This window comes from Pseudomonas sp. BW16M2 (assembly GCF_014268865.1).
GTDB classification, from domain to species: domain Bacteria; phylum Pseudomonadota; class Gammaproteobacteria; order Pseudomonadales; family Pseudomonadaceae; genus Aquipseudomonas; species Aquipseudomonas peradeniyensis.
The window spans coordinates 37,815-58,474 of record NZ_JABWRI010000021.1 but is presented as its reverse complement, the minus strand read 5'-3'; the positions used below and the strand labels follow the sequence as shown (position 1 = coordinate 58,474).

Sequence of the window (20,660 nt, the reverse complement as noted above, 5' to 3'; positions counted from 1 at the left end):
GCGAGGCAAGCGAAGAGCAATACGCTACAATCCCGCCCTTGTCGTTCAGCACTGCTACAGGATCCTCCATGTCGGTCTCCTTCGTTCACCTTCGCGTGCACTCCGAATTCTCCCTGGTCGACGGCCTGGTGCGGATCAAGCCGCTGGCCAAGGCCCTGGCCGGGATGAACATGCCGGCGGTGGCGATCACCGACCAGAGCAACATGTGCTCGCTGGTGAAGTTCTACAAGACCGCCATGGGTGCCGGCATCAAGCCGATCTGCGGCGCCGACCTGTGGCTGGCCGGGGCCGATCCCGAGGCGCCGCTGTCGCGCATCTGCTTCCTGGCGATGAACCCCAAGGGCTATCGCAACCTCACCGAGCTGATCTCCCGTGGCTGGACCGACGGCCAGCGCAACGGCCTGGTCATCATCCAGCGCGACTGGATCGCCCCGGCCAGCGAGGGGCTGATCGCCCTGTCCGCAGGCAAGGAAGGCGATATCGGCGCGGCCCTGATGGCCGGACGCCAGGACGAGGCCGAGGCCCTGCTCGGCGACTGGATGGGCATGTTCCCGGATCGTTTCTACGTCGAGCTGCAGCGCACCAATCGCGCCGGTGACGAAGAGTACGTGCACGCCGCCGTGGCCCTGGCCGACAAGCTCGGCGCGCCGCTGGTGGCGACCAACGACGTGCGCTTCATCAAGCAGTCGGACTTCGACGCCCACGAGACCCGCGTCTGTATCGGCGAGGGCTGGACCCTCGACGACCCGCGGCGCCCGCGCGGCTACAGCGATCAGCAGTATCTCAAGTCGCCCGAAGAGATGGCCGAGCTGTTCAGCGACCTGCCGGACGCCATCGCCAACACCGTGGAGATCGCCAAGCGCTGCAACATCACCGTGCAGCTGGGCAAGTACTTCCTCCCCGATTTCCCCACGCCCAACGGCATGGGCATCGACGACTACCTGCGCCATGTCTCCCACGAAGGCCTGGAGGAGCGCCTGGCGGTGCTCTGGCCGAAGGAGACCACGCCCAACTACGGAGAGAAGCGCCAGGTCTACCTGGACCGCCTGAAGTTCGAGCTGGACATCATCATCCAGATGGGCTTCCCCGGTTACTTCCTCATCGTTATGGACTTCATCAAGTGGGCGAAGAACAACGACGTGCCGGTTGGTCCAGGCCGGGGATCGGGTGCCGGCTCCCTGGTGGCCTATGTGCTGAAGATCACCGACCTCGACCCGCTGGCCTATGACCTGCTGTTCGAGCGCTTCCTCAACCCTGAACGTATTTCCATGCCCGACTTCGACGTCGACTTCTGCATGGATGGCCGCGACCGGGTGATCGACTACGTGGCCGAGGCCTATGGTCGCAACGCGGTAAGCCAGATCATCACCTTCGGCACCATGGCCGCCAAGGCGGTGGTGCGCGACGTGGCGCGGGTGCAGGGCAAGTCCTACGGCCTGGCCGACCGCCTGTCGAAGATGATCCCGTTCGAAGTGGGCATGACCTTGGAGAAGGCCTACGAGCAGGAAGAGATCCTGCGCGACTTCCTCAAGGGCGACGAGGATGCCCGCGAGATCTGGGACATGGCCCTCAAGCTCGAGGGTGTCACCCGCGGTACCGGCAAGCACGCCGGTGGCGTGGTGATCGCGCCAACCAAGCTCACCGATTTTTCGCCAATCGCCTGTGACGAAGAGGGCGGCGGCCTGGTGACCCAGTTCGACAAGGATGACGTCGAGGCCGCGGGCCTGGTGAAGTTCGACTTCCTCGGCCTGCGGACCCTGACCATCATCAAGTGGGCGATGGAGATCATCAACCGCGAGCAGGCCAAGAAGAACCTGCCCGACGTCAACATCGACTTCATCCCGCTGGACGACCGCAAGACCTACGAGCTGCTGCAGAAAGCCGAGACCACGGCAGTGTTCCAGCTCGAATCCCGTGGCATGAAGGAGCTGATCAAGAAGCTTAAGCCCGACTGCCTGGAAGACCTCATCGCACTGGTGGCGCTGTTCCGTCCGGGCCCGCTGCAATCGGGCATGGTCGACGACTTCATCAACCGCAAGCACGGCCGGGCAGAGCTGGCCTACCCGCACTCCGACTACCAGTACGAAGGCCTCAAGCCGGTACTCGCGCCCACCTACGGCATCATCCTGTACCAGGAACAGGTGATGCAGATCGCCCAGGTGATGGCCGGCTACACCCTCGGTGGCGCCGACATGCTGCGTCGGGCCATGGGTAAGAAAAAACCCGAGGAGATGGCCAAGCAGCGCGGCGGTTTCATCGAAGGCTGCGTGGCCAACAACATCGATGCGGACCTGGCCGGTAACATCTTCGACCTGGTAGAGAAATTCGCCGGCTACGGCTTCAACAAATCCCACTCCGCCGCCTATGGCCTGGTGTCGTACCAGACCGCCTGGCTGAAGACCCACCACCCGGCGCCGTTCATGGCCGCGGTGCTGTCGGCGGATATGCACAACACCGACAAGGTGGTGGTGCTGGTCGAGGAAGTGCGCAGCATGAAGCTGCGCCTCGATGCGCCGGACGTGAACTTCTCGGACTTCAAGTTCACCGTCAACAATGACGGGCGCATCGTTTATGGCCTGGGCGCGATCAAGGGCGTCGGCGAGGGGCCGGTCGAGGCGATCGTCGAGGCCCGTGCCCAAGGTGGCCCGTTCAAGGACTTGTTCGACTTCTGTGAACGGATCGACCTCAAGCGGGTCAACAAGCGTACCCTCGATGCGTTGATCCGCAGTGGTGCGCTGGACCGCCTGGGGCCGCACTTCCATGACGAGATCAAGGCCTATCAGGCCAACATCGACATCAACCGTGCGACCTTGCTGTCGGCGCTGGGCGAGGCGGTCAAGGCTGCCGAGCAGGCCGCCCACACCGCGGACAGTGGCCACGTTGACCTGTTCGGCGGCATGTTCGACGAGGCGGATGTCGATGTCTACGCCAACCATCGCAAGGTGCGCGAGCTGACCCTCAAGGAGCGCCTCAAGGGTGAGAAAGACACCCTCGGCCTGTACCTGACCGGTCATCCTATCGACGAATACGAGACCGAGATCCGCCGCTTCGCCCGCCAGCGCATCGTCGACCTCAAGCCGGCGCGGGGCACCCAGACCATCGCCGGCATGATCATTGCCCTGCGGGTGATGAAGAACAAGAAGGGTGACAAGATGGGCTTCGTCACCCTGGATGACCGTTCCGGGCGCATCGAGGCCTCGCTGTTCGCCGATGCCTTCATGGGCGCCCAGGCCCTGCTGCAGACCGACGCCATGGTGGTGGTGGAAGGGGAGGTGAGCAACGACGACTTCTCCGGCGGCCTGCGCCTGCGGGTCAACACCGTGATGACCATGGAGGACGCCCGGACCAAGCTGGCCGAGAGCCTGCGCCTGAAGGTCTGCCACGACGCCCTCAAGGGCGATCGGCTGAAGTGGCTGGGCGAGCTGATCACCCGTCACCGCGGAGGTTGTCCGATCACACTGGAGTACACCGGCAGCGACGCCAAGGCCATGCTGCAGTTTGGCGACCAATGGTCGATCGACCCGGCCGATGGGTTGATTCAGGCACTGCGTGACCAGTTCGGGCGTGAGAACGTCTTCCTGCAATACCGTTGAAACGACGAATTTTAATCTCGACCTTTATGCGCCTGATCCCTTAAGGTAGGGCGCCAAACGGATCAACCGGCCGGCCGCCTGGCCGTAGACCCAAGACGGAAGCCTATGAACCCGAATTTCCTCGATTTCGAACAGCCGATTGCCGACCTGCAAGCCAAGATCGAAGAGCTGCGCCTGGTGGGCAACGACAACTCGCTGAACATCAGCGATGAAATTGCCCGTCTGCAGGACAAGAGCAGCACCCTGACCGAGAGCATCTTCGGCAACCTGACCAGCTGGCAGATCGCCCGCCTGGCCCGTCACCCGCGCCGTCCGTACACCCTCGACTACATCGACCACATCTTCACCGAGTTCGAGGAGCTGCACGGCGACCGTCACTTTGCCGACGACGCCGCGATTGTCGGTGGCACCGCGCGCCTGAACGACAAGCCGGTCATGGTCATCGGTCACCAGAAGGGCCGTGAAGTACGCGAGAAGGTACGCCGCAACTTCGGCATGCCGCGTCCTGAAGGCTACCGCAAGGCCTGCCGCCTGATGGAAATGGCCGAGCGCTTCAAGATGCCGATCCTGACCTTCATCGATACCCCGGGCGCCTACCCGGGCATCGACGCCGAAGAGCGCAACCAGAGCGAGGCCATCGCCTGGAACCTGCGTGTGATGGCGCGCCTGAAGACGCCGATCATCGCCACCGTGATTGGTGAGGGTGGTTCCGGCGGCGCACTGGCCATCGGCGTGTGCGACCAGCTGAACATGTTGCAGTACTCCACCTACTCGGTGATTTCGCCGGAAGGTTGCGCCTCGATCCTGTGGAAGACCGCCGACCGCGCGGCTGATGCCGCCGAGGCCATGGGTGTCACCGCCGAGCGCCTGAAGAGCCTGAACATCGTCGACAAGGTCATCCCGGAGCCGCTGGGCGGCGCCCACCGTGATCCGGCGAAGATGGCGGCAAGCGTTCGCGCCGACCTGATCGAACAGCTGGACATGCTCGGCAAGCTCGACAACGACGCGCTGCTCAAGCGCCGTTACGATCGCCTGATGAGCTACGGCCTCTGATCGTAGTCTGACGCCCTCGATCGCGGGGCAAGCCCGCTCCCACGTTCTGTAGCGTGGGAGCGGGCTTGCCCCGCGATGCGATTTGAAGAGGGACTACTATGCTCGACCTCACTGCGCAACTCTCTCCCTGGCTCAACGCCCCGGCCTGGTACGTCGCCTTCTCCGGCGGCCTGGACTCCACCGTCCTTCTGCACCAGCTCGCCGATTACACCCGCAACCATTCAACGCCGCCCCTGCGCGCCATCCATGTCCATCACGGCCTGCAAGCCGCCGCCGATGCCTGGCCCGATCACTGCCGAGCGGTGTGTGCCGCCCTGGGTGTCGAACTCGATGTGGTCCCTGTCAAGGTCGCCCCTGGCGCCAGCCTCGAACAGTCGGCCCGCAACGCCCGCTACGGCGCCTTCGAAAAACGGCTGGGCGTAGGCGAAGTGCTGTTCACCGGCCAGCACCGTGACGATCAGGCCGAAACCCTGCTGTTTCGCCTGCTGCGCGGCGCCGGCCTGCGTGGGTTGTCCGCCATGCCGCAACAGCGGCCGCTGGGCCAGGGCAGCCTGGTGCGGCCGCTGCTGAGGCTGTCGCGCCAGCAGTTGCAGGCTTACGCCGACAGACACGGGCTGGTATGGGTCGATGATCCTTCCAACAGCGATACCACCTTCGCCCGCAACTTCCTCCGTGGCGAGGTCTTCCCGATGCTGCGCCAGCGCTGGCCCCAGGCCGAAGCCAATCTGGCGCGCAGCGCCGAACACCTGGGCGAGGCACTGGGCTTGCTGGATGAGCTGGCCGCCAGCGACCTGGCGAGTGCCTGCGACAATGCGCCGCTGTCCTGGCTGGGGTTGGATTCACTCAGCCTCGAGGCGCTCACCGCACTGTCCCCGGCGCGTCAACGCAACGCCTTGCAGTTCTGGCTCAGCCAGCGCACCCGCCTGCCCGACAGCCGCCACTGGGCCGGCTGGAACGATCTGCGCGACGCGGCGGCCGATGCCTGTCCGGTCTGGTGTCTGACCGACGGCGAACTGCATCGCAGCCATGGGCGTATCTGGTGGCTGAGTGGCGATTGGCTGGCTGTGGTGTCGGGTGATTACCCCTGGCTGGACGGTGCGCAACCGTTGCGCCTGCCGGGCAATGGCAGTGTCCGCCTGATGTCGGACTCGCCGGGTAAAGGCCTAAATATCCGCTACCGCCAGGGCGGCGAGATCATGCAATTGCCCGGCCGCGGTCGGCGCGATCTCAAGCGCCTGCTCAATGAACTGCAGGTCCCGCACTTCGTGCGCCCGCGCCTGCCGCTGCTGTATCGCGGCGAGCAGTTGCTGGCGGTGGCCAACCTGCCCGAGCTGGCGCAGGCGGATTGCCAGTTGCACTGGCAGCCGCCGACGAACGTGCAAGGTTTGAGCTGAAGGGTACATTCAGGTAGACTACCCTCCCTTCTTGATACAGCTTCTGTGGGTTGCGCAAAAACACAGGAGTTGCCGATTACCAAGCAGTTTTTTGCTGGGCTGATTTCTTAAAATGACGAGCGAGCTCCATGCCGGGGATACCCCTGGTCTGTACAGACGCGGCAGTTTTTCGAGATGCACTGTGATTGACGCAGGTGATCGGGGGCTTCGGCCTTCCTTCGCTTTCTCCGGCGGCGCTGGCCGCCTTAACGCAGACTTCTAGGGTTTTTCATGACGCGCTACATATTCGTCACGGGCGGTGTTGTTTCTTCATTGGGGAAAGGCATTGCCTCGGCTTCCCTGGCGGCCATCCTGGAAGCGCGGGGGCTCAAAGTCACCATGCTCAAGCTGGACCCGTACATCAACGTCGACCCGGGCACCATGAGCCCGTTCCAGCACGGTGAAGTATTCGTCACCCATGACGGCGCCGAGACCGACCTCGACCTGGGCCACTACGAGCGGTTCATCCGCACCACGATGACCCAGAACAACAACTTCACCACCGGCCGTATCTACGAGCACGTGCTGCGCAAGGAGCGTCGTGGTGATTACCTGGGCGCGACCATCCAGGTCATCCCGCACATCACCGACGAGATCAAGCGCCGCATCATCAAGGGCGCCGGCGATGCCGACGTCGCGCTGGTCGAGATCGGCGGCACCGTGGGTGACATCGAGTCGCAACCGTTCCTCGAGGCGATCCGCCAGCTGCGCGTCGAAGTGGGCTCCAAGCGCGCCATGCTGATGCACCTGACCCTGGTCCCGTACATCGCCACCGCCGGCGAGACCAAGACCAAGCCGACCCAGCACTCGGTCAAGGAGCTGCGCTCCATCGGCCTGCAGCCGGACGTGCTGATCTGCCGCTCCGACCACCCGGTCGATGCCTCGTCGCGTCGCAAGATCGCGTTGTTCACCAACGTCGAAGAACGTGCGGTGATCTCGCTGGAAGACGTCGACACCATCTACAAGATCCCAGGCGTCCTGCACGCCCAGGGCCTGGACGACTTCGTCGTCGAGCGCTTTGGCCTGCAGTGCAACAGCGCCGACCTGTCCGAGTGGGACAAGGTCGTCGATGCCAAGCTCAACCCTGAGCAGGAAGTGACCATCGCCATGGTCGGCAAGTACATGGAGCTGCTGGACGCGTACAAGTCGCTGATCGAAGCGATGAGCCACGCCGGCATCACCAACCGTACCAAGGTCAACCTGCGCTACATCGACTCCGAAGACATCGAGAACCAGGGCACCAGCCTGCTCGAAGGCGCCGATGCCATCCTGGTCCCGGGCGGTTTCGGCCTGCGTGGCGTGGAAGGCAAGATCACTGCGGTGCAGTACGCCCGTGAGAACAAGGTCCCGTACCTGGGCATCTGCCTTGGCATGCAGGTGGCCGTGATCGAGTTCGCCCGTAACGTCATGGGCTGGAAAGACGCCAACTCCACCGAGTTCGACCGCAACAGCGGCCACCCGGTCGTCGGCCTGATCACCGAGTGGGCCGATGCCACCGGCGCGGTCGAGACCCGTACCGAAGCCTCCGACCTGGGCGGCACCATGCGCCTGGGTGCCCAGGACTGCCAGCTGGCGGCCGGCTCCAAGGTTCACGACTGCTACGGCAAGGACGTGATCACCGAGCGTCACCGTCACCGCTACGAGGTCAACAACAACCTGCTGCCGCAGCTGGTCGACGCTGGCCTGGTGGTTTCCGGCCGTTCTGAGGACGGCGCGCTGGTCGAAGTGGTCGAGTCCAAGGAGCACCCATGGTTCGTCGCTTGCCAGTTCCACCCGGAATTCACCTCGACCCCGCGTGACGGCCACCCGCTGTTCAGCGGCTTCGTCAAGGCTGCCCTGGCACAGAAGAACAAGGCCTGATCCATGACTCAGAAGATCATTCGCGTCGGTAACATCGAGATCGCCAACGACAAGCCGTTCGTCCTGTTCGGCGGCATGAACGTCCTGGAGTCCCGTGACCTGGCCCTGAAGGTCTGCGAGGAGTACGTACGGGTGACCGAGAAGCTCGGCATCCCGTACGTGTTCAAGGCCAGCTTCGACAAGGCCAACCGTTCGTCGGTCAACTCGTACCGCGGCCCCGGCATGGAAGAAGGCCTGAAGATCTTCGAAGAGATCAAGCAGACCTTCAACGTGCCGGTGATCACCGACGTGCACGAACCCTACCAGTGCGAGCCGGTGGCCAAGGTCTGCGACATCATCCAGCTGCCGGCCTTCCTGTCGCGCCAGACCGACCTGGTCGTGGCGATGGCCAAGACCGGTGCCGTGATCAACATCAAGAAGGCGCAGTTCCTGGCGCCCCACGAGATGAAGCACATCCTCGCCAAGTGCGTCGAGGCCGGTAACGATCAGCTCATCCTCTGCGAGCGCGGTTCGAGCTTCGGCTACAACAACCTGGTCGTGGACATGCTCGGCTTCGGCATCATGAAAGAGTTCGAGTACCCGGTGTTCTTCGACGTGACCCACTCGCTGCAGACGCCGGGTGGTCGCGCCGACTCCGCCGGCGGCCGTCGCGCCCAGGTCACCGACCTGGCCAAGGCCGGTATGAGCCAGGGCCTGGCAGGCCTGTTCCTCGAGGCCCATCCGGATCCGGACAACGCCAAGTGCGACGGTCCGTGCGCCCTGCGCCTGGACAAGCTGGAGCCGTTCCTGGCCCAGCTCAAGCAACTGGACGACCTGGTGAAAAGTTTTCCGACGGTAGAAACCGCGTAAAGCTCGTTTCTCGGGTAAAGTACCGCCCGTTCCACCCCTGACCTGTCGGTCAGGGGCTCCCTTCGCCAGGCCTGCCCGTGCCATGTCGCCTGGTGAACGGCAAGAATTCCCAAAAGCTGCGTTGTTTTCGTCAATTCTGGAGTGCTTACAACAATGGCAAAGATCGTCGACATCAAAGGTCGTGAAGTTCTCGATTCGCGTGGCAACCCCACCGTGGAAGCCGATGTACTGCTCGACAACGGCATCATCGGCAGCGCCTGCGCGCCGTCGGGTGCCTCCACTGGCTCGCGCGAAGCGCTGGAGCTGCGTGATGGCGACAAGAGCCGTTACCTGGGCAAGGGCGTGCTGAAGGCCGTCGGCAACATCAACGGCCCGATCCGCGACCTGCTGCTGGGCAAGGACCCGGCCGACCAGAAAGCCCTGGACCGCGCCATGATCGAGCTGGACGGTACCGAGAACAAGGCCAAGCTGGGCGCCAACGCCATCCTGGCCGTGTCCCTGGCCGCCGCCAAGGCCGCCGCCCAGGACCTGGACCTGCCGCTGTACGCCCACATCGCCAACCTCAATGGCACCCCGGGCCAGTACTCCATGCCGGTGCCGATGATGAACATCATCAACGGCGGCGAGCACGCCGACAACAACGTCGACATCCAGGAGTTCATGGTGCAGCCGGTTGGCGCCAAGACCTTCTCCGACGGCCTGCGCATGGGCACCGAGATCTTCCACCACCTCAAGGCCGTGCTGAAGGCCCGTGGCCTGAACACCGCCGTCGGTGACGAAGGTGGCTTCGCGCCGAACCTGGCTTCCAACGAAGACGCCTTGGCAGCCATTGCCGAAGCCGTCGAGAAGGCCGGCTACAAGCTGGGCACCGACGTGACCCTGGCCCTGGACTGCGCGGCTTCCGAGTTCTATGAAGACGGCAAGTACAACCTGTCCGGCGAAGGCAAGTCGTTCGACGCCGAAGGTTTCGCCGACTACCTGAAAGGCCTGACCGAGCGCTTCCCGATCATCTCGATCGAAGATGGTCTGGACGAGTCCGACTGGGCTGGCTGGAAGATCCTGACCGACAAGATCGGTGCCAAGGTGCAACTGGTCGGCGACGACCTGTTCGTGACCAACACCAAGATCCTCAAGGAAGGCATCGAGAAGGGCATCGGCAACTCGATCCTGATCAAGTTCAACCAGATCGGCTCGCTGACCGAGACCCTGGAAGCCATCCAGATGGCCAAGGCCGCCGGCTACACCGCGGTGATCTCGCACCGTTCCGGTGAAACCGAGGACTCGACCATCGCCGACCTGGCCGTGGGTACCGCCGCCGGCCAGATCAAGACCGGTTCGCTGTGCCGTTCCGACCGCGTCAGCAAGTACAACCAACTGCTGCGCATCGAAGAGCAACTGGGCGCCAAGGCTGTATATCGCGGCCGTGCCGAGTTTCGCGGCTGAGCAAGAGATGGTAAAAAGGCAGCAGCCGGGGCCGGCTGAACGTTCGCACTGATCGTTCGGTCGTTTCCACGGGTTTCTGTCGACGAAGCCTGGCCTCGGCCAGGCTTCGTGCTATCGGAAGCTCGCTGCGGCGGCCTTTTTTACCCTGGATATCTTCATGCGCAGTCCCTATTGGTTGTTCCTCGTCCTGCTCCTGCTGCTCGGCGGCCTGCAATATCGCCTTTGGGTAGGCAATGGCAGCCTGGCGCAAGTGACCGAACTCAAGCAGCAGATCGCCGACCAGCATGCGGAAAACGAGCGCCTGCTGGAGCGCAATCGCGTGCTTGACGCTGAAGTCCTGGAGTTGAAGAAAGGTATGGAGACCGTGGAAGAACGGGCTCGTCATGAACTGGGGATGGTCAAGGAGGGCGAAACCCTCTACCAGCTGCCGCAGAAATGACACATGAACTGCCGGCCTTCTGGGCCGTGATTCCCGCCGCGGGCGTCGGTGCCCGCATGGCTGCCGACCGTCCGAAGCAGTACCTGCAACTGGGCGGGCAGACGATTCTCGAGCACAGCCTCGACTGTTTCCTCGACCATCCCATGCTCAAGGGCGTGGTGGTCAGCATTGCCGAACAAGACCCTTACTGGCCCGGCCTGCGCTGCGCCAGCGATCCGCGCATCCAACGCGCCCCGGGCGGTCGTGAGCGCGCCGACTCGGTGCTCAACGCGCTGTTGCTGCTGCACGCCCAAGGCGCATCGGATGACGATTGGGTGCTGGTGCACGACGCCGCGCGGCCGAACCTGGCGCGCAGCGATCTGGACAAGTTGCTGTCAGCCCTGGCTGAAGATTCCGTCGGCGGATTGCTCGCCGTTCCCGCCCAGGACACGCTCAAGCGTGCCGACGGCGAGGGCAGGGTGGCGGCCACGGTAGATCGCAGCACCGTCTGGCAGGCCTATACCCCGCAGATGTTCCGCCTGGGCATGCTTCACCGGGCGCTGGCCGAGTGCCTGGTGTCCGATGTGGCGGTCACCGACGAGTCATCGGCCATCGAATGGGCCGGCTATGCGCCGCGCCTGGTCGAAGGGCGCAGCGACAACATCAAGGTGACCCGCCCGGAAGACCTGGAATGGTTGCGCCAGCGCTGGGCCGGGCGCCGCTGATCTCATGCCCTTGTGGTGTTCTCTGGCCTCTTCGCGGGTAAACCCGCTCCCACAGGTGTAGCGCCGAGCTTGAGGGCTGTGTTGTACCTGTGTTGGAGACCTTGAGGCTGGTGCCATCCCTGTGGGAGCGGGTTTACCCGCGAAGAGGCCGGAAAGTGTGGCACATAGGGTTCATGTACCCCGATATTCCGGCAACTGCGCCAACCCTTCCTTCAGGTAATCGACCAACCTGCGCACCTTCGGCGACAGGTGCCGCTGCTGCGGATACAACGCCCACACCGCCGTATTCGGCGGCTGATGCCCCTCCAGCAACGACACCAGCGCCCCGTTGTGCAAATGCTCGAGCACGTAGTAGTCCGGTAACTGGCACAAGCCCATGCCTTGCAGCGCCGCATCCAGCACCGCCTGGCCGCTGTTGCAGCGCCAGTTGCCCTGCACCCGCTGGCTGATCTCGCGCCCCTCCTGCTGCAGCGCCCACAGGTCCGAACTACCCACCAGGCAGTTGTGCCGCGCCAGCTCCGACAGGCTGTGCGGCCGCCCATAGCGCTCCAGGTAAGCCGGCGACGCGCACAGGTACATGCGCCGCGGCGCCAGGCGCGTGGCCACCAGCCGCGAGTCCTGCAAACGCCCCAGGCGAATCGCCAGGTCCATGCCTTCATGCAACAGGTCGAGGGTGCGGTTGCTCAGCTCCACGTCGACCCGCAACTGCGGGTACTGCGCCATGAAGCGTGTCACCAGCGGCACGATGAAGCGTTCGCCATAGGCCACCGCGCAGGTCATGCGCAGCAGGCCCTTGGGTTCGCTGGCCAGGTCGCCCATGGCCCGCAGCGCCTCCTCGCGGCCATCCTGCAGGCGCTGGCAGTGCTGGAGAAAGGTCTGCCCGGCTTCGCTCAGGGTCACCCGTCGCGTGCTGCGGTACAGCAGCCGCGTCTGCAGGCGTTCTTCGAGTCGGGCAATCTGCCGGCTGATGTGCGAGGACGACACCCCCAGGCGCTCGGCGGCGGCGGTGAACTGACCCGATTCGGCCACCGCGACGAACTCGTCGATGCCCTCCCAGCGGCTGCTCATGGATTATCCCTGTATGGCAATAATGTTTTGTGAGTGGCTGGATTATTCATCAAAAGAGGGTGAATTACACTGCAAGCCAGTAACCGACACCTTTTCTGGAGACCTTTGATGATCAAGTCCCGCGCCGCCGTCGCCTTCGAGGCCAAGAAACCCCTGGAAATCGTCGAAGTGGACGTGGCCATGCCCAAGGCCGGCGAAGTGCTGCTGCGCGTTGTCGCCTCGGGTGTCTGCCACACTGACGCCTACACCCTGTCCGGCGCCGACCCGGAAGGCATTTTCCCGTCGATCCTCGGCCACGAAGGCGGGGCAATTGTCGAAGCAGTAGGTGAGGGCGTCACCTCGGTGGCGGTCGGCGACCATGTGATCCCGCTGTACACCCCGGAATGCGGCAAGTGCAAATTCTGCCTGTCGGGCAAGACCAACCTGTGCCAGGCCATTCGCGCCACCCAGGGCAAGGGCCTGATGCCCGACGGCACCACCCGCTTCAGCTACAAGGGTCAGCAGCTGTTCCACTACATGGGCACCTCGACCTTCTCCGAGTACACCGTGCTGCCGGAAATCTCGGTGGCCAAGATCCAGAAGGAAGCCCCGCTGGAGAAGGTCTGCCTGCTCGGTTGCGGCGTGACCACCGGTATCGGCGCGGTACTCAACACCGCCAAGGTCAAGCCGGGTGACACCGTGGCCATCTTCGGCCTCGGTGGCATTGGCCTGTCGGCAGTGATCGGCGCGGTCAAGGCCAAGGCTTCGCGCATCATCGCCATCGATATCAACCCGGCCAAGTTCGAGATCGCCCGCCAGCTGGGCGCCACCGACTGCATCAACCCGAAAGACTACGACCGCCCGATCCAGGAAGTGATCGTCGACCTCACCGACGGCGGCGTCGATTTCTCCTTCGAGTGCATCGGCAACGTGCAACTGATGCGCGCAGCGCTGGAGTGCTGCCACAAGGGCTGGGGCGAGTCGGTGATCATCGGCGTCGCCGGTGCCGGCCAGGAGATCGCCACCCGTCCGTTCCAGCTGGTCACCGGTCGCGTCTGGCGCGGTTCGGCCTTCGGCGGCGTGCGGGGTCGCAGCGAGCTGCCAAGCTACGTCGAGATGTCCGAGAAGGGCGAGATTCCGCTGGACACCTTCATCACCCACACCATGGGTCTGGAGGACATCAACAAGGCCTTCGACCTGATGCACGAAGGCAAGAGCATCCGCAGCGTGATCCACTTCTGAGGACCTCGCCATGACCCTGGAAAACCTCTCCTGCCAGAAGAGCTTCGGCGGCTGGCACAAGCGTTACCGGCACAGCTCCAAGGTGCTCGGCTGCGACATGGTGTTCGCCGTGTACCTGCCGCCCCAGGCCGAGCAGGGCGAGAAGCTGCCGGTGCTGTACTGGCTCAGCGGGCTGACCTGTACCGACGAGAACTTCATGCAGAAGGCCGGTGCCCAGCGCCTGGCCGCGGAGCTCGGGCTGATCATCGTCGCCCCGGATACCAGCCCGCGTGGCGAGCAGGTGCCGGGCGATCCGGATGGCGCCTGGGATTTCGGCCTGGGCGCGGGGTTCTACCTCAACGCCACCCAGCAGCCCTGGGCCCAGCATTACCGGATGCACGACTACGTGGTGGAGGAGTTGCCGGCCCTGATCGAGGCGCACTTCCCGGCGTCCGACCAGCGCAGCATCAGCGGTCATTCCATGGGCGGCCATGGCGCGCTGGTCTGCGCCCTGCGCAACCCCGGGCGCTACCGTTCGGTGTCGGCGTTCTCGCCGATCAGCAACCCGATGGATTGCCCCTGGGGCGAGAAGGCGTTTTCCCGCTACCTGGGCGAGGACCGTGCGCGCTGGCGCGAGTGGGACGCCAGCGTGCTGCTGGCCGAGGCCGGGCAGTGCCCGCCGTTGCTGGTGGACCAGGGCGATCGCGATGATTTCCTCGACAAGCAGCTCAAGCCGCAAGCTTTGGAGCAGGCGGCGCGCAAGGGTGGCCATGCGCTGACCCTGCGCCTGCAGCCGGGCTATGACCACAGCTACTACTTCATCGCCAGCTTCATCGAGGAACACCTGCGTCATCATGCGGTGGCGCTGGGCAGGGTTTAAAGGTCGATGGCTGAGCGGCCCAATACTGCATGAAAGCAGGTAGAATCACGCCCTGACTCAATCAGGGCGTTTTTCTATGCGTATTGGCCACGGCTACGATGTCCACCGTTTCTGCGACGGTGATTTCATTACCTTGGGCGGGGTGCGTATCCCCCACAAGTTCGGCCTGCTGGCCCACTCCGACGGTGACGTGCTGCTGCACGCCCTGAGCGATGCCCTGCTCGGCGCTGCGGCGCTGGGCGACATCGGCAAGCATTTCCCCGATACCGACCCGCAGTTCAAGGGCGCCGACAGCCGTGTTCTGCTGCGCCACGTGGTCGCCGTCGTGCGCCACAAGGGCTGGAAGGTCGGCAACGTCGACGCCACCATCGTCGCCCAGGCGCCGAAGATGGCCCCGCACATCGAGACCATGCGCCAGCAGATCGCCGCAGACCTGCAGGTCGAACTCGACCAGGTCAACGTCAAGGCCACCACCGAAGAAAAGCTGGGCTTCACCGGCCGCGAGGAGGGCATCGCCGTGCACACGGTCGCCCTGCTGCTGCCAGCATGACCGAGCTCGAACTGCTGGGCCCACGGGCCTCGGGCGAAGCCTTGGGCACCGCAGTGCTCAAGGCGGTGGCCGAAGACTTCCAGGTCGATGAAGTCCTCGATATCCCGCTGTCCGGCCAGGGCGAACACCTGTGGCTGTGGGTCGAGAAGCGTGACCTCAACACCGAGGAGGCGGCCCGCCGCCTGGCCCGCGCCGCCGGCGTGCCGGTGCGCGCCATCAGCTATGCCGGTCTCAAGGACCGCCAGGCCCTGACCCGCCAGTGGTTCAGCCTGCACCTGCCGGGCAAGGCCGACCCCGACCTGTCCCGCGCCGAGGACGACACCCTGCGGCTGCTCAAGCAGGTGCGCCACCAGCGCAAGCTGCAGCGTGGCGCGCATTCGGCCAATGGCTTCACCCTGCGCCTGACCGCCCTGCAGGCTGACCGCCCGGCCCTCGATGCCCGCCTGGAACAACTCAAGCTGCAGGGCGTGCCCAATTACTTCGGCAGCCAGCGCTTCGGCCATGCCGGTGGCAACGTGCACGACGCCCAGGACTGGGCTGCCCGCCAGGCGCTACCCGAGCAGCGCAATGTGCGCTCGCGGCTGCTGTCGGCCGGGCGCAGCTACCTGTTCAACCAGGTGCTGGCCGCCCGGGTGGCCGATGGCAGCTGGCAGCGCGCCCAGGTCGGTGACCTGCTGGCGTTCACCGACAGCCGCAGTTTCTTCCCGGCGGGGGAGGCCGAGTGCAGCGACCCGCGCCTGGCCATTCTCGACCTGCACCCCACCGGCCCGCTGTGGGGCGAGGGGCAATCGCCCTGCGCCGGCGCGACCCAGGTGCTCGAGAGCGAGGTCGCCGCCCGCCATCCGGCGTTGTGCCAATGGCTGGCGCGAGCGGGCATGGATCACGAACGGCGCATCCTGCGGCTCCCTATTGGGCGTCTGTCGTGGCATTATCCCGAGCCTGATATCCTGCAACTGGAATTCGTCCTTCCGGCCGGATGCTTCGCCACCGTGGTGGTGCGCGAACTCGTCGATCTGGTGCCGGCAGGGCAGACGGACAGCCCATGCGTATTCTGATTTCGAATGACGACGGTGTTACCGCACCCGGCATCGCCGCGCTGCATGAAGCGTTGGTTGATTACGCCGAGTGCGTGGTGATTGCCCCGGATCAAGACAAGAGCGGCGCCGGCAGTTCGCTGACGCTCGACCGGCCACTGCACCCGCAGACCCTGGCCAACGGCTTCATCAGCCTCAACGGCACGCCCACCGACTGCGTGCACCTGGGGCTCAACGGCCTGCTGCCGGAAACCCCCGACATGGTGGTGTCCGGCATCAACCTGGGCGCCAACCTGGGGGATGACGTGCTGTATTCCGGCACGGTCGCCGCCGCGCTGGAAGGGCGTTTCCTCGGCGGCACCTCGCTGGCGTTTTCGCTCTTGTCGCGCCTGCCCGACAATCTGCCGACCGCCGCCTATATCGCCCGGCGCCTGGTCGAGGCGCAATCGCGCCTGGAGCTGCCGCCGCGCACCGTGCTCAATGTCAACATCCCCAACCTGCCGCTGGAGCACATCCGCGGTATCCAGCTCACCCGCCTGGGGCACCGGGCACGTGCCGCGGCGCCGACCAAGGTGGTCAACCCGCGCGGCAAGGAAGGCTACTGGATCGCCGTGGCCGGCGATGCCGAGGACGGCGGGCCGGGCACCGATTTCCATGCGGTGATGCAAGGCTACGTGTCGATCACGCCGTTGCAGCTGGACCGCACCTTCAATGATGCCTTCGAGCGCTTCGACGGCTGGCTGGAGGGCGTGCTCTGATGCGCGAACAGGACGATCTGCAGCGTCGCGGCATCGGTATGACCTCCCAGCGTACCCGGGAGCGGCTGATCCAGCGCCTCTGCGAAGAAGGCGTGTCGAACGCCAAGGTGCTCGAGGCCATTCGCCGTACCCCGCGCCATCTGTTCGTCGATGAAGCCCTGGCCCATCGAGCCTACGAGGACACGGCGCTGCCGATCGGCCACAACCAGACGATCTCCCAGCCGTTCATGGTCGCCCACATGAGCGAGCTGTTGCTGGAGGCCGGGCCCCTGGACAAGGTGCTGGAGATCGGCACCGGCTCGGGCTACCAGACGGCGATCCTGGCCCAACTGGTGGAACGGGTGTTTTCGGTGGAGCGGATCAAGGTCCTGCAGGACCGGGCCAAGGAGCGCCTGGTCGAGCTCAACCTGCGCAACGTGGTGTTCCGCTGGGGCGACGGCTGCGAAGGTTGGCCGGCGCTGGCGCCGTACAACGGCATCATCGTCACCGCGGTTGCACCCGAGGTGCCCCAGGCACTGCTCGACCAGCTGGCGCCGGGTGGACGCATGGTGATCCCGGTCGGTCCGGCGGGGGAAACCCAGCAACTGATGCTGATCGTGCGCGAAGAACATGGCTTCTCGCGCCGGGTGCTCGGGGCCGTGCGCTTCGTGCCCCTGCTCAACGGCCCGCTGGCCTGAGCTGCGCAACGGAATATTTGCGCCAGCGACGAATTCTTGCGCCTGGCCCCTGTCTATCTGGCGTGGCGTTTTTCGTACACCGATCAGGCCAATTGCGAGTCACCCCTGGCAGGGTGGCTCGGTTATAATTGAAACAATATTGCATTTTGTATCGTCATTATTTGACAGCATGAGGGGAGCGCGGGTGGGGCACACAGGCATGCGGCAGCGCAAGGAACGGTCGGTATTGAAGCTTCTGGTGATTGCGCTGGCCATGGGCACCCTGCTGGCTGGCTGTTCCAGCACCAGCTCCAACGGCGCACGCGTGGTCGACCGCAACAACGCCGCGCCCAAGCGCCCGACCGTCACCTCGGGGCAGTACATCGTCAAGCCCGGCGACACGCTGTTCTCCATCGCCTTCCGCTATGGCTGGGACTACAAGGAGCTGGCGGCGCGCAACAGCATTCCCGCCCCCTACACCATTCGCCCGGGCCAGCCGATTCGTTTCAGCAGCGGCGCGGGGGGTAGCACCACGGTTGTCAGCAGCCCTTCTTCGTCGAGCAAGACCACCGTCATCCGCCGACCGGTCGCGACCACCGCGCCGGCGACCGGTAATGGCAAAAGTGCCACTACTGCCTCTTCCACCACCTCGCAAACGGTTGCCCAGGTGCCCGCCGCAGAGCGCGCCGTCGGCGGTTGGACGTGGCCGGCGAACGGCGTGCTGATTGGTAAATTCGCTTCAAACGGTAGTTTGAATAAAGGCATTGATATCGCCGGTGATTTGGGACAGCCTGTTTTTGCTGCGTCTGATGGAGCGGTGGTCTACGCCGGCAGTGGCTTGAGGGGCTATGGCGAGCTCATCATCATCAAACACAGCGATACCTACGTCAGTGCCTACGGTCACAACCGCAGGCTTTTGGTTCGGGAGGGGCAGCAGGTCAAGGCAGGGCAGACGATCGCAGAAATGGGGTCCACGGGCACTGATCGGGTGAAGCTGCATTTCGAGATTCGCCGCCAGGGCAAACCCGTCGATCCTCTCCAGTTCCTGCCACGCCGTTGATCATTGTCCCGGCCTGTTCCTTGGATGTAGAGGGGACAGGCTCCAGCGCTGCCATGGAAGGGTGACGCTCGAGTCTGAGTTCGAACTCAGCAAAGGACTATAACAATGGCTCTCAGTAAAGAAGTGCCGGAGTTTGACATCGACGATGACCTCCTTCTCATGGAGACTGGCATCGTTTTGGAAACGGATGTGGTGTCAGACGAACCTGCTGTACCTTCGGTTCGGACCAAGTCGAAACAGGGCGCGTCGCTCAAGCAGCACAAGTACATCGACTACAGTCGCGCACTTGATGCCACCCAACTGTATCTGAATGAAATCGGCTTCTCGCCCCTGCTTTCGCCAGAGGAAGAAGTGCATTTCGCGCGCCTGTCGCAAAAAGGCGACCCGGCCGGTCGCAAGCGCATGATCGAAAGCAACCTGCGCCTGGTGGTCAAGATCGCCCGCCGTTACGTCAATCGCGGCCTGTCGTTGCTCGACCTGATCGAGGAAGGCAACCTGGGCCTGATCCGTGCGGTGGAGAAATTCGACCCCGAGCGGGGCTTCCGCTTCTCGACCTACGCGACCTGGTGGATCCGCCAGACCATCGAGCGGGCGATCATGAACCAGACCCGTACCATTCGCCTGCCGATCCACGTGGTCAAGGAGCTCAACGTCTACCTGCGCGCTGCCCGCGAGCTGACGCAGAAGCTCGACCACGAGCCGTCGCCGGAAGAAATCGCCAGCCTGCTGGAGAAGCCGGTGGCCGAGGTCAAGCGCATGCTCGGCCTGAACGAGCGGGTGTCCTCGGTGGATGTCTCGCTCGGCCCTGACTCCGACAAGACGTTGCTCGACACGCTCACCGACGATCGCCCCACCGATCCGTGCGAACTGCTGCAGGACGACGACCTGTCGCAGAGTATCGACCAGTGGCTGGGCGAGCTGACCGACAAGCAGCGCGAGGTGGTGGTGCGGCGTTTCGGCCTGCGCGGACATGAAAGCAGCACCCTCGAGGATGTCGGCCTGGAGATCGGCCTGACCCGCGAGCGTGTGCGGCAGATCCAGGTCGAAGGCCTCAAGCGCCTGCGCGAGATTCTCGAGAAGAACGGCCTGTCCAGCGAGTCGCTGTTCCAGTAGTCACTGACGTGCACAACGCAAACGCCCCGACTTGTTCGGGGCGTTTGCGTTCTGGCGTAGGCGGCAATCTCATTGGCTGATCTGACGCCATCGCGGGGCAAGCCCGCTCCCACGCTGCTTTTCGGGGCTGGACGCGAAACCTGTAGGAGCGGGCTTGTCCCGCGAAGGCGTCCTCGGCCCCAACCTCATAGCCTGCTCCTGACAGCCCCCCAAAGTATTTATTTCTCCACCCTCGTAGTATCGCGTGTAAGCATTCGCTTACTCGTCATGTAAGTGATCGCTGTAGGGATCAGTAAATCAATGTCGTTTTCAGTGGCGTACTTTTTCTAACTATATGAAATATATGAACTTTATAAATATCAAAAGATGTGTCGCCTGAATCATCCTGAGATATTCGTCGCTTGTTCCGTACCGGGGAATCGCTAGTATTCGAACTGTGTCAAGGGACAGACACAGGCCTTCAAGGATGACGGCCAGGGACATCGCGGGACGCGATTCATCAGGATGATGATTGGGACATACAGGGACTACGGAAAAAATGTGGGCGGGTCAAACCGCCCCTTTTTTTTGCCCGTCGGAAATGAAAAAAGGCCCTTTCGGGCCTTTTTCGCAACTGGGCGCGATCAGCGCTCCAGGTCGGCAATCTTGCCCGTCTTGCCATCCCACTCTTCGGCGTCCGGCAGGGCGTCTTTCTTCTCGGTGATGTTCGGCCAGATCTCCGCCAGCTCGGCGTTCAACTCGATGAAGTTCTCCATGCCGGACGGCACTTCGTCTTCCGAGAAAATCGCCTGGGCCGGGCACTCCGGCTCGCACAGCGCACAGTCGATGCACTCGTCCGGGTGAATCACCAGGAAGTTCGGGCCTTCGTAGAAGCAGTCCACCGGACAGACTTCCACGCAGTCGGTGTACTTGCATTTGATGCAGTTGTCGGTGACGACGAAGGTCATTTCTAATTCTCTCCTCAGGC

The 20,660-nt window shown here is 63.9% G+C and carries 18 protein-coding genes; 16 read left to right on the top strand and 2 right to left on the bottom strand.

Going from position 1 to position 20,660, the window contains the following annotated elements:
* Window positions 1-68: 68 nt before the first annotated feature.
* The 8 genes from dnaE (at window position 69) to ispD (ending at window position 11,374) form a co-directional block, all read left to right on the top strand.
* The gene (dnaE, locus tag HU735_RS18405; RefSeq protein ID WP_186714673.1) at window positions 69-3,593 is read left to right on the top strand and encodes a DNA polymerase III subunit alpha; all 3,525 of its coding nucleotides are present in this window, start codon (window positions 69-71) and stop codon (window positions 3,591-3,593) included.
* A 105-nt stretch (window positions 3,594-3,698) separates the two neighbouring features.
* Entirely contained in the window at window positions 3,699-4,646 is a 948-nt protein-coding gene (locus tag HU735_RS18400; RefSeq protein WP_186714672.1) for an acetyl-CoA carboxylase carboxyltransferase subunit alpha, read from the top strand.
* A gap of 98 nt (window positions 4,647-4,744) precedes the next feature.
* Window positions 4,745-6,040, top strand: a complete 1,296-nt coding sequence (gene tilS, locus HU735_RS18395) for a tRNA lysidine(34) synthetase TilS (RefSeq protein ID WP_186714671.1) — start codon at window positions 4,745-4,747, stop codon at window positions 6,038-6,040.
* Window positions 6,041-6,310: 270 nt separating this feature from the next.
* Window positions 6,311-7,939, top strand: coding sequence for a CTP synthase (locus tag HU735_RS18390; protein WP_186714670.1), 1,629 nt, complete (start codon window positions 6,311-6,313; stop codon window positions 7,937-7,939).
* Between the two features lie 3 nt (window positions 7,940-7,942).
* Window positions 7,943-8,788 carry a 3-deoxy-8-phosphooctulonate synthase gene (gene kdsA / locus HU735_RS18385; protein WP_110701896.1) on the top strand — a complete coding sequence of 282 codons (846 nt, stop codon included), beginning with the start codon at window positions 7,943-7,945 and terminating at the stop codon, window positions 8,786-8,788.
* A gap of 153 nt (window positions 8,789-8,941) precedes the next feature.
* Window positions 8,942-10,231, top strand: a complete 1,290-nt coding sequence (gene eno / locus HU735_RS18380) for a phosphopyruvate hydratase (RefSeq protein ID WP_050704422.1) — start codon at window positions 8,942-8,944, stop codon at window positions 10,229-10,231.
* 157 nt (window positions 10,232-10,388) lie between these two features.
* Entirely contained in the window at window positions 10,389-10,670 is a 282-nt protein-coding gene (gene ftsB, locus HU735_RS18375; protein WP_011535259.1) for a cell division protein FtsB, read from the top strand.
* Complete coding sequence (gene ispD, locus HU735_RS18370; RefSeq protein WP_186714669.1) at window positions 10,667-11,374, top strand: 2-C-methyl-D-erythritol 4-phosphate cytidylyltransferase; 708 nt, start codon at window positions 10,667-10,669, stop codon at window positions 11,372-11,374. The genes ftsB and ispD overlap by 4 nt, the downstream gene beginning before the upstream one ends.
* A 171-nt stretch (window positions 11,375-11,545) precedes the next feature.
* On the opposite strand, the gene HU735_RS18365 is transcribed toward ispD, so the two are convergent.
* A complete protein-coding gene (locus HU735_RS18365; protein WP_186714668.1) occupies window positions 11,546-12,442 on the bottom strand; it encodes a LysR substrate-binding domain-containing protein in 897 nt (298 codons plus the stop codon).
* Window positions 12,443-12,550: 108 nt separating this feature from the next.
* Between HU735_RS18365 and HU735_RS18360 the strand changes: the two genes are divergently transcribed.
* From HU735_RS18360 to rpoS, 8 genes are all read left to right on the top strand, one after another.
* Window positions 12,551-13,663, top strand: a complete 1,113-nt coding sequence (locus HU735_RS18360) for an S-(hydroxymethyl)glutathione dehydrogenase/class III alcohol dehydrogenase (protein WP_016712915.1) — start codon at window positions 12,551-12,553, stop codon at window positions 13,661-13,663.
* A 10-nt stretch (window positions 13,664-13,673) separates the two neighbouring features.
* The gene (gene fghA / locus HU735_RS18355) at window positions 13,674-14,522 is read left to right on the top strand and encodes an S-formylglutathione hydrolase (protein WP_186714667.1); all 849 of its coding nucleotides are present in this window, start codon (window positions 13,674-13,676) and stop codon (window positions 14,520-14,522) included.
* Window positions 14,523-14,598: 76 nt separating this feature from the next.
* Entirely contained in the window at window positions 14,599-15,072 is a 474-nt protein-coding gene (ispF, locus tag HU735_RS18350; RefSeq protein WP_186714666.1) for a 2-C-methyl-D-erythritol 2,4-cyclodiphosphate synthase, read from the top strand.
* Window positions 15,069-16,127 carry a tRNA pseudouridine(13) synthase TruD gene (truD, locus tag HU735_RS18345; protein ID WP_186714665.1) on the top strand — a complete coding sequence of 353 codons (1,059 nt, stop codon included), beginning with the start codon at window positions 15,069-15,071 and terminating at the stop codon, window positions 16,125-16,127. The genes ispF and truD overlap by 4 nt, the downstream gene beginning before the upstream one ends.
* The gene (gene surE / locus HU735_RS18340; protein ID WP_186714664.1) at window positions 16,115-16,864 is read left to right on the top strand and encodes a 5'/3'-nucleotidase SurE; all 750 of its coding nucleotides are present in this window, start codon (window positions 16,115-16,117) and stop codon (window positions 16,862-16,864) included. Before truD ends, surE begins: the two co-directional genes overlap by 13 nt.
* Window positions 16,865-16,902: 38 nt before the next feature.
* Entirely contained in the window at window positions 16,903-17,541 is a 639-nt protein-coding gene (locus HU735_RS18335; protein ID WP_186714697.1) for a protein-L-isoaspartate(D-aspartate) O-methyltransferase, read from the top strand.
* Window positions 17,542-17,725: 184 nt separating this feature from the next.
* Entirely contained in the window at window positions 17,726-18,580 is an 855-nt protein-coding gene (locus tag HU735_RS18330; RefSeq protein ID WP_186714663.1) for a peptidoglycan DD-metalloendopeptidase family protein, read from the top strand.
* A 105-nt stretch (window positions 18,581-18,685) separates the two neighbouring features.
* A complete protein-coding gene (gene rpoS / locus HU735_RS18325; protein ID WP_011535249.1) occupies window positions 18,686-19,693 on the top strand; it encodes an RNA polymerase sigma factor RpoS in 1,008 nt (335 codons plus the stop codon).
* A 623-nt stretch (window positions 19,694-20,316) separates the two neighbouring features.
* On the opposite strand, the gene fdxA is transcribed toward rpoS, so the two are convergent.
* Window positions 20,317-20,640 carry a ferredoxin FdxA gene (gene fdxA / locus HU735_RS18320; protein WP_050704429.1) on the bottom strand — a complete coding sequence of 108 codons (324 nt, stop codon included), beginning with the start codon at window positions 20,638-20,640 and terminating at the stop codon, window positions 20,317-20,319.
* Between the last annotated feature and the right edge of the window lie 20 nt (window positions 20,641-20,660).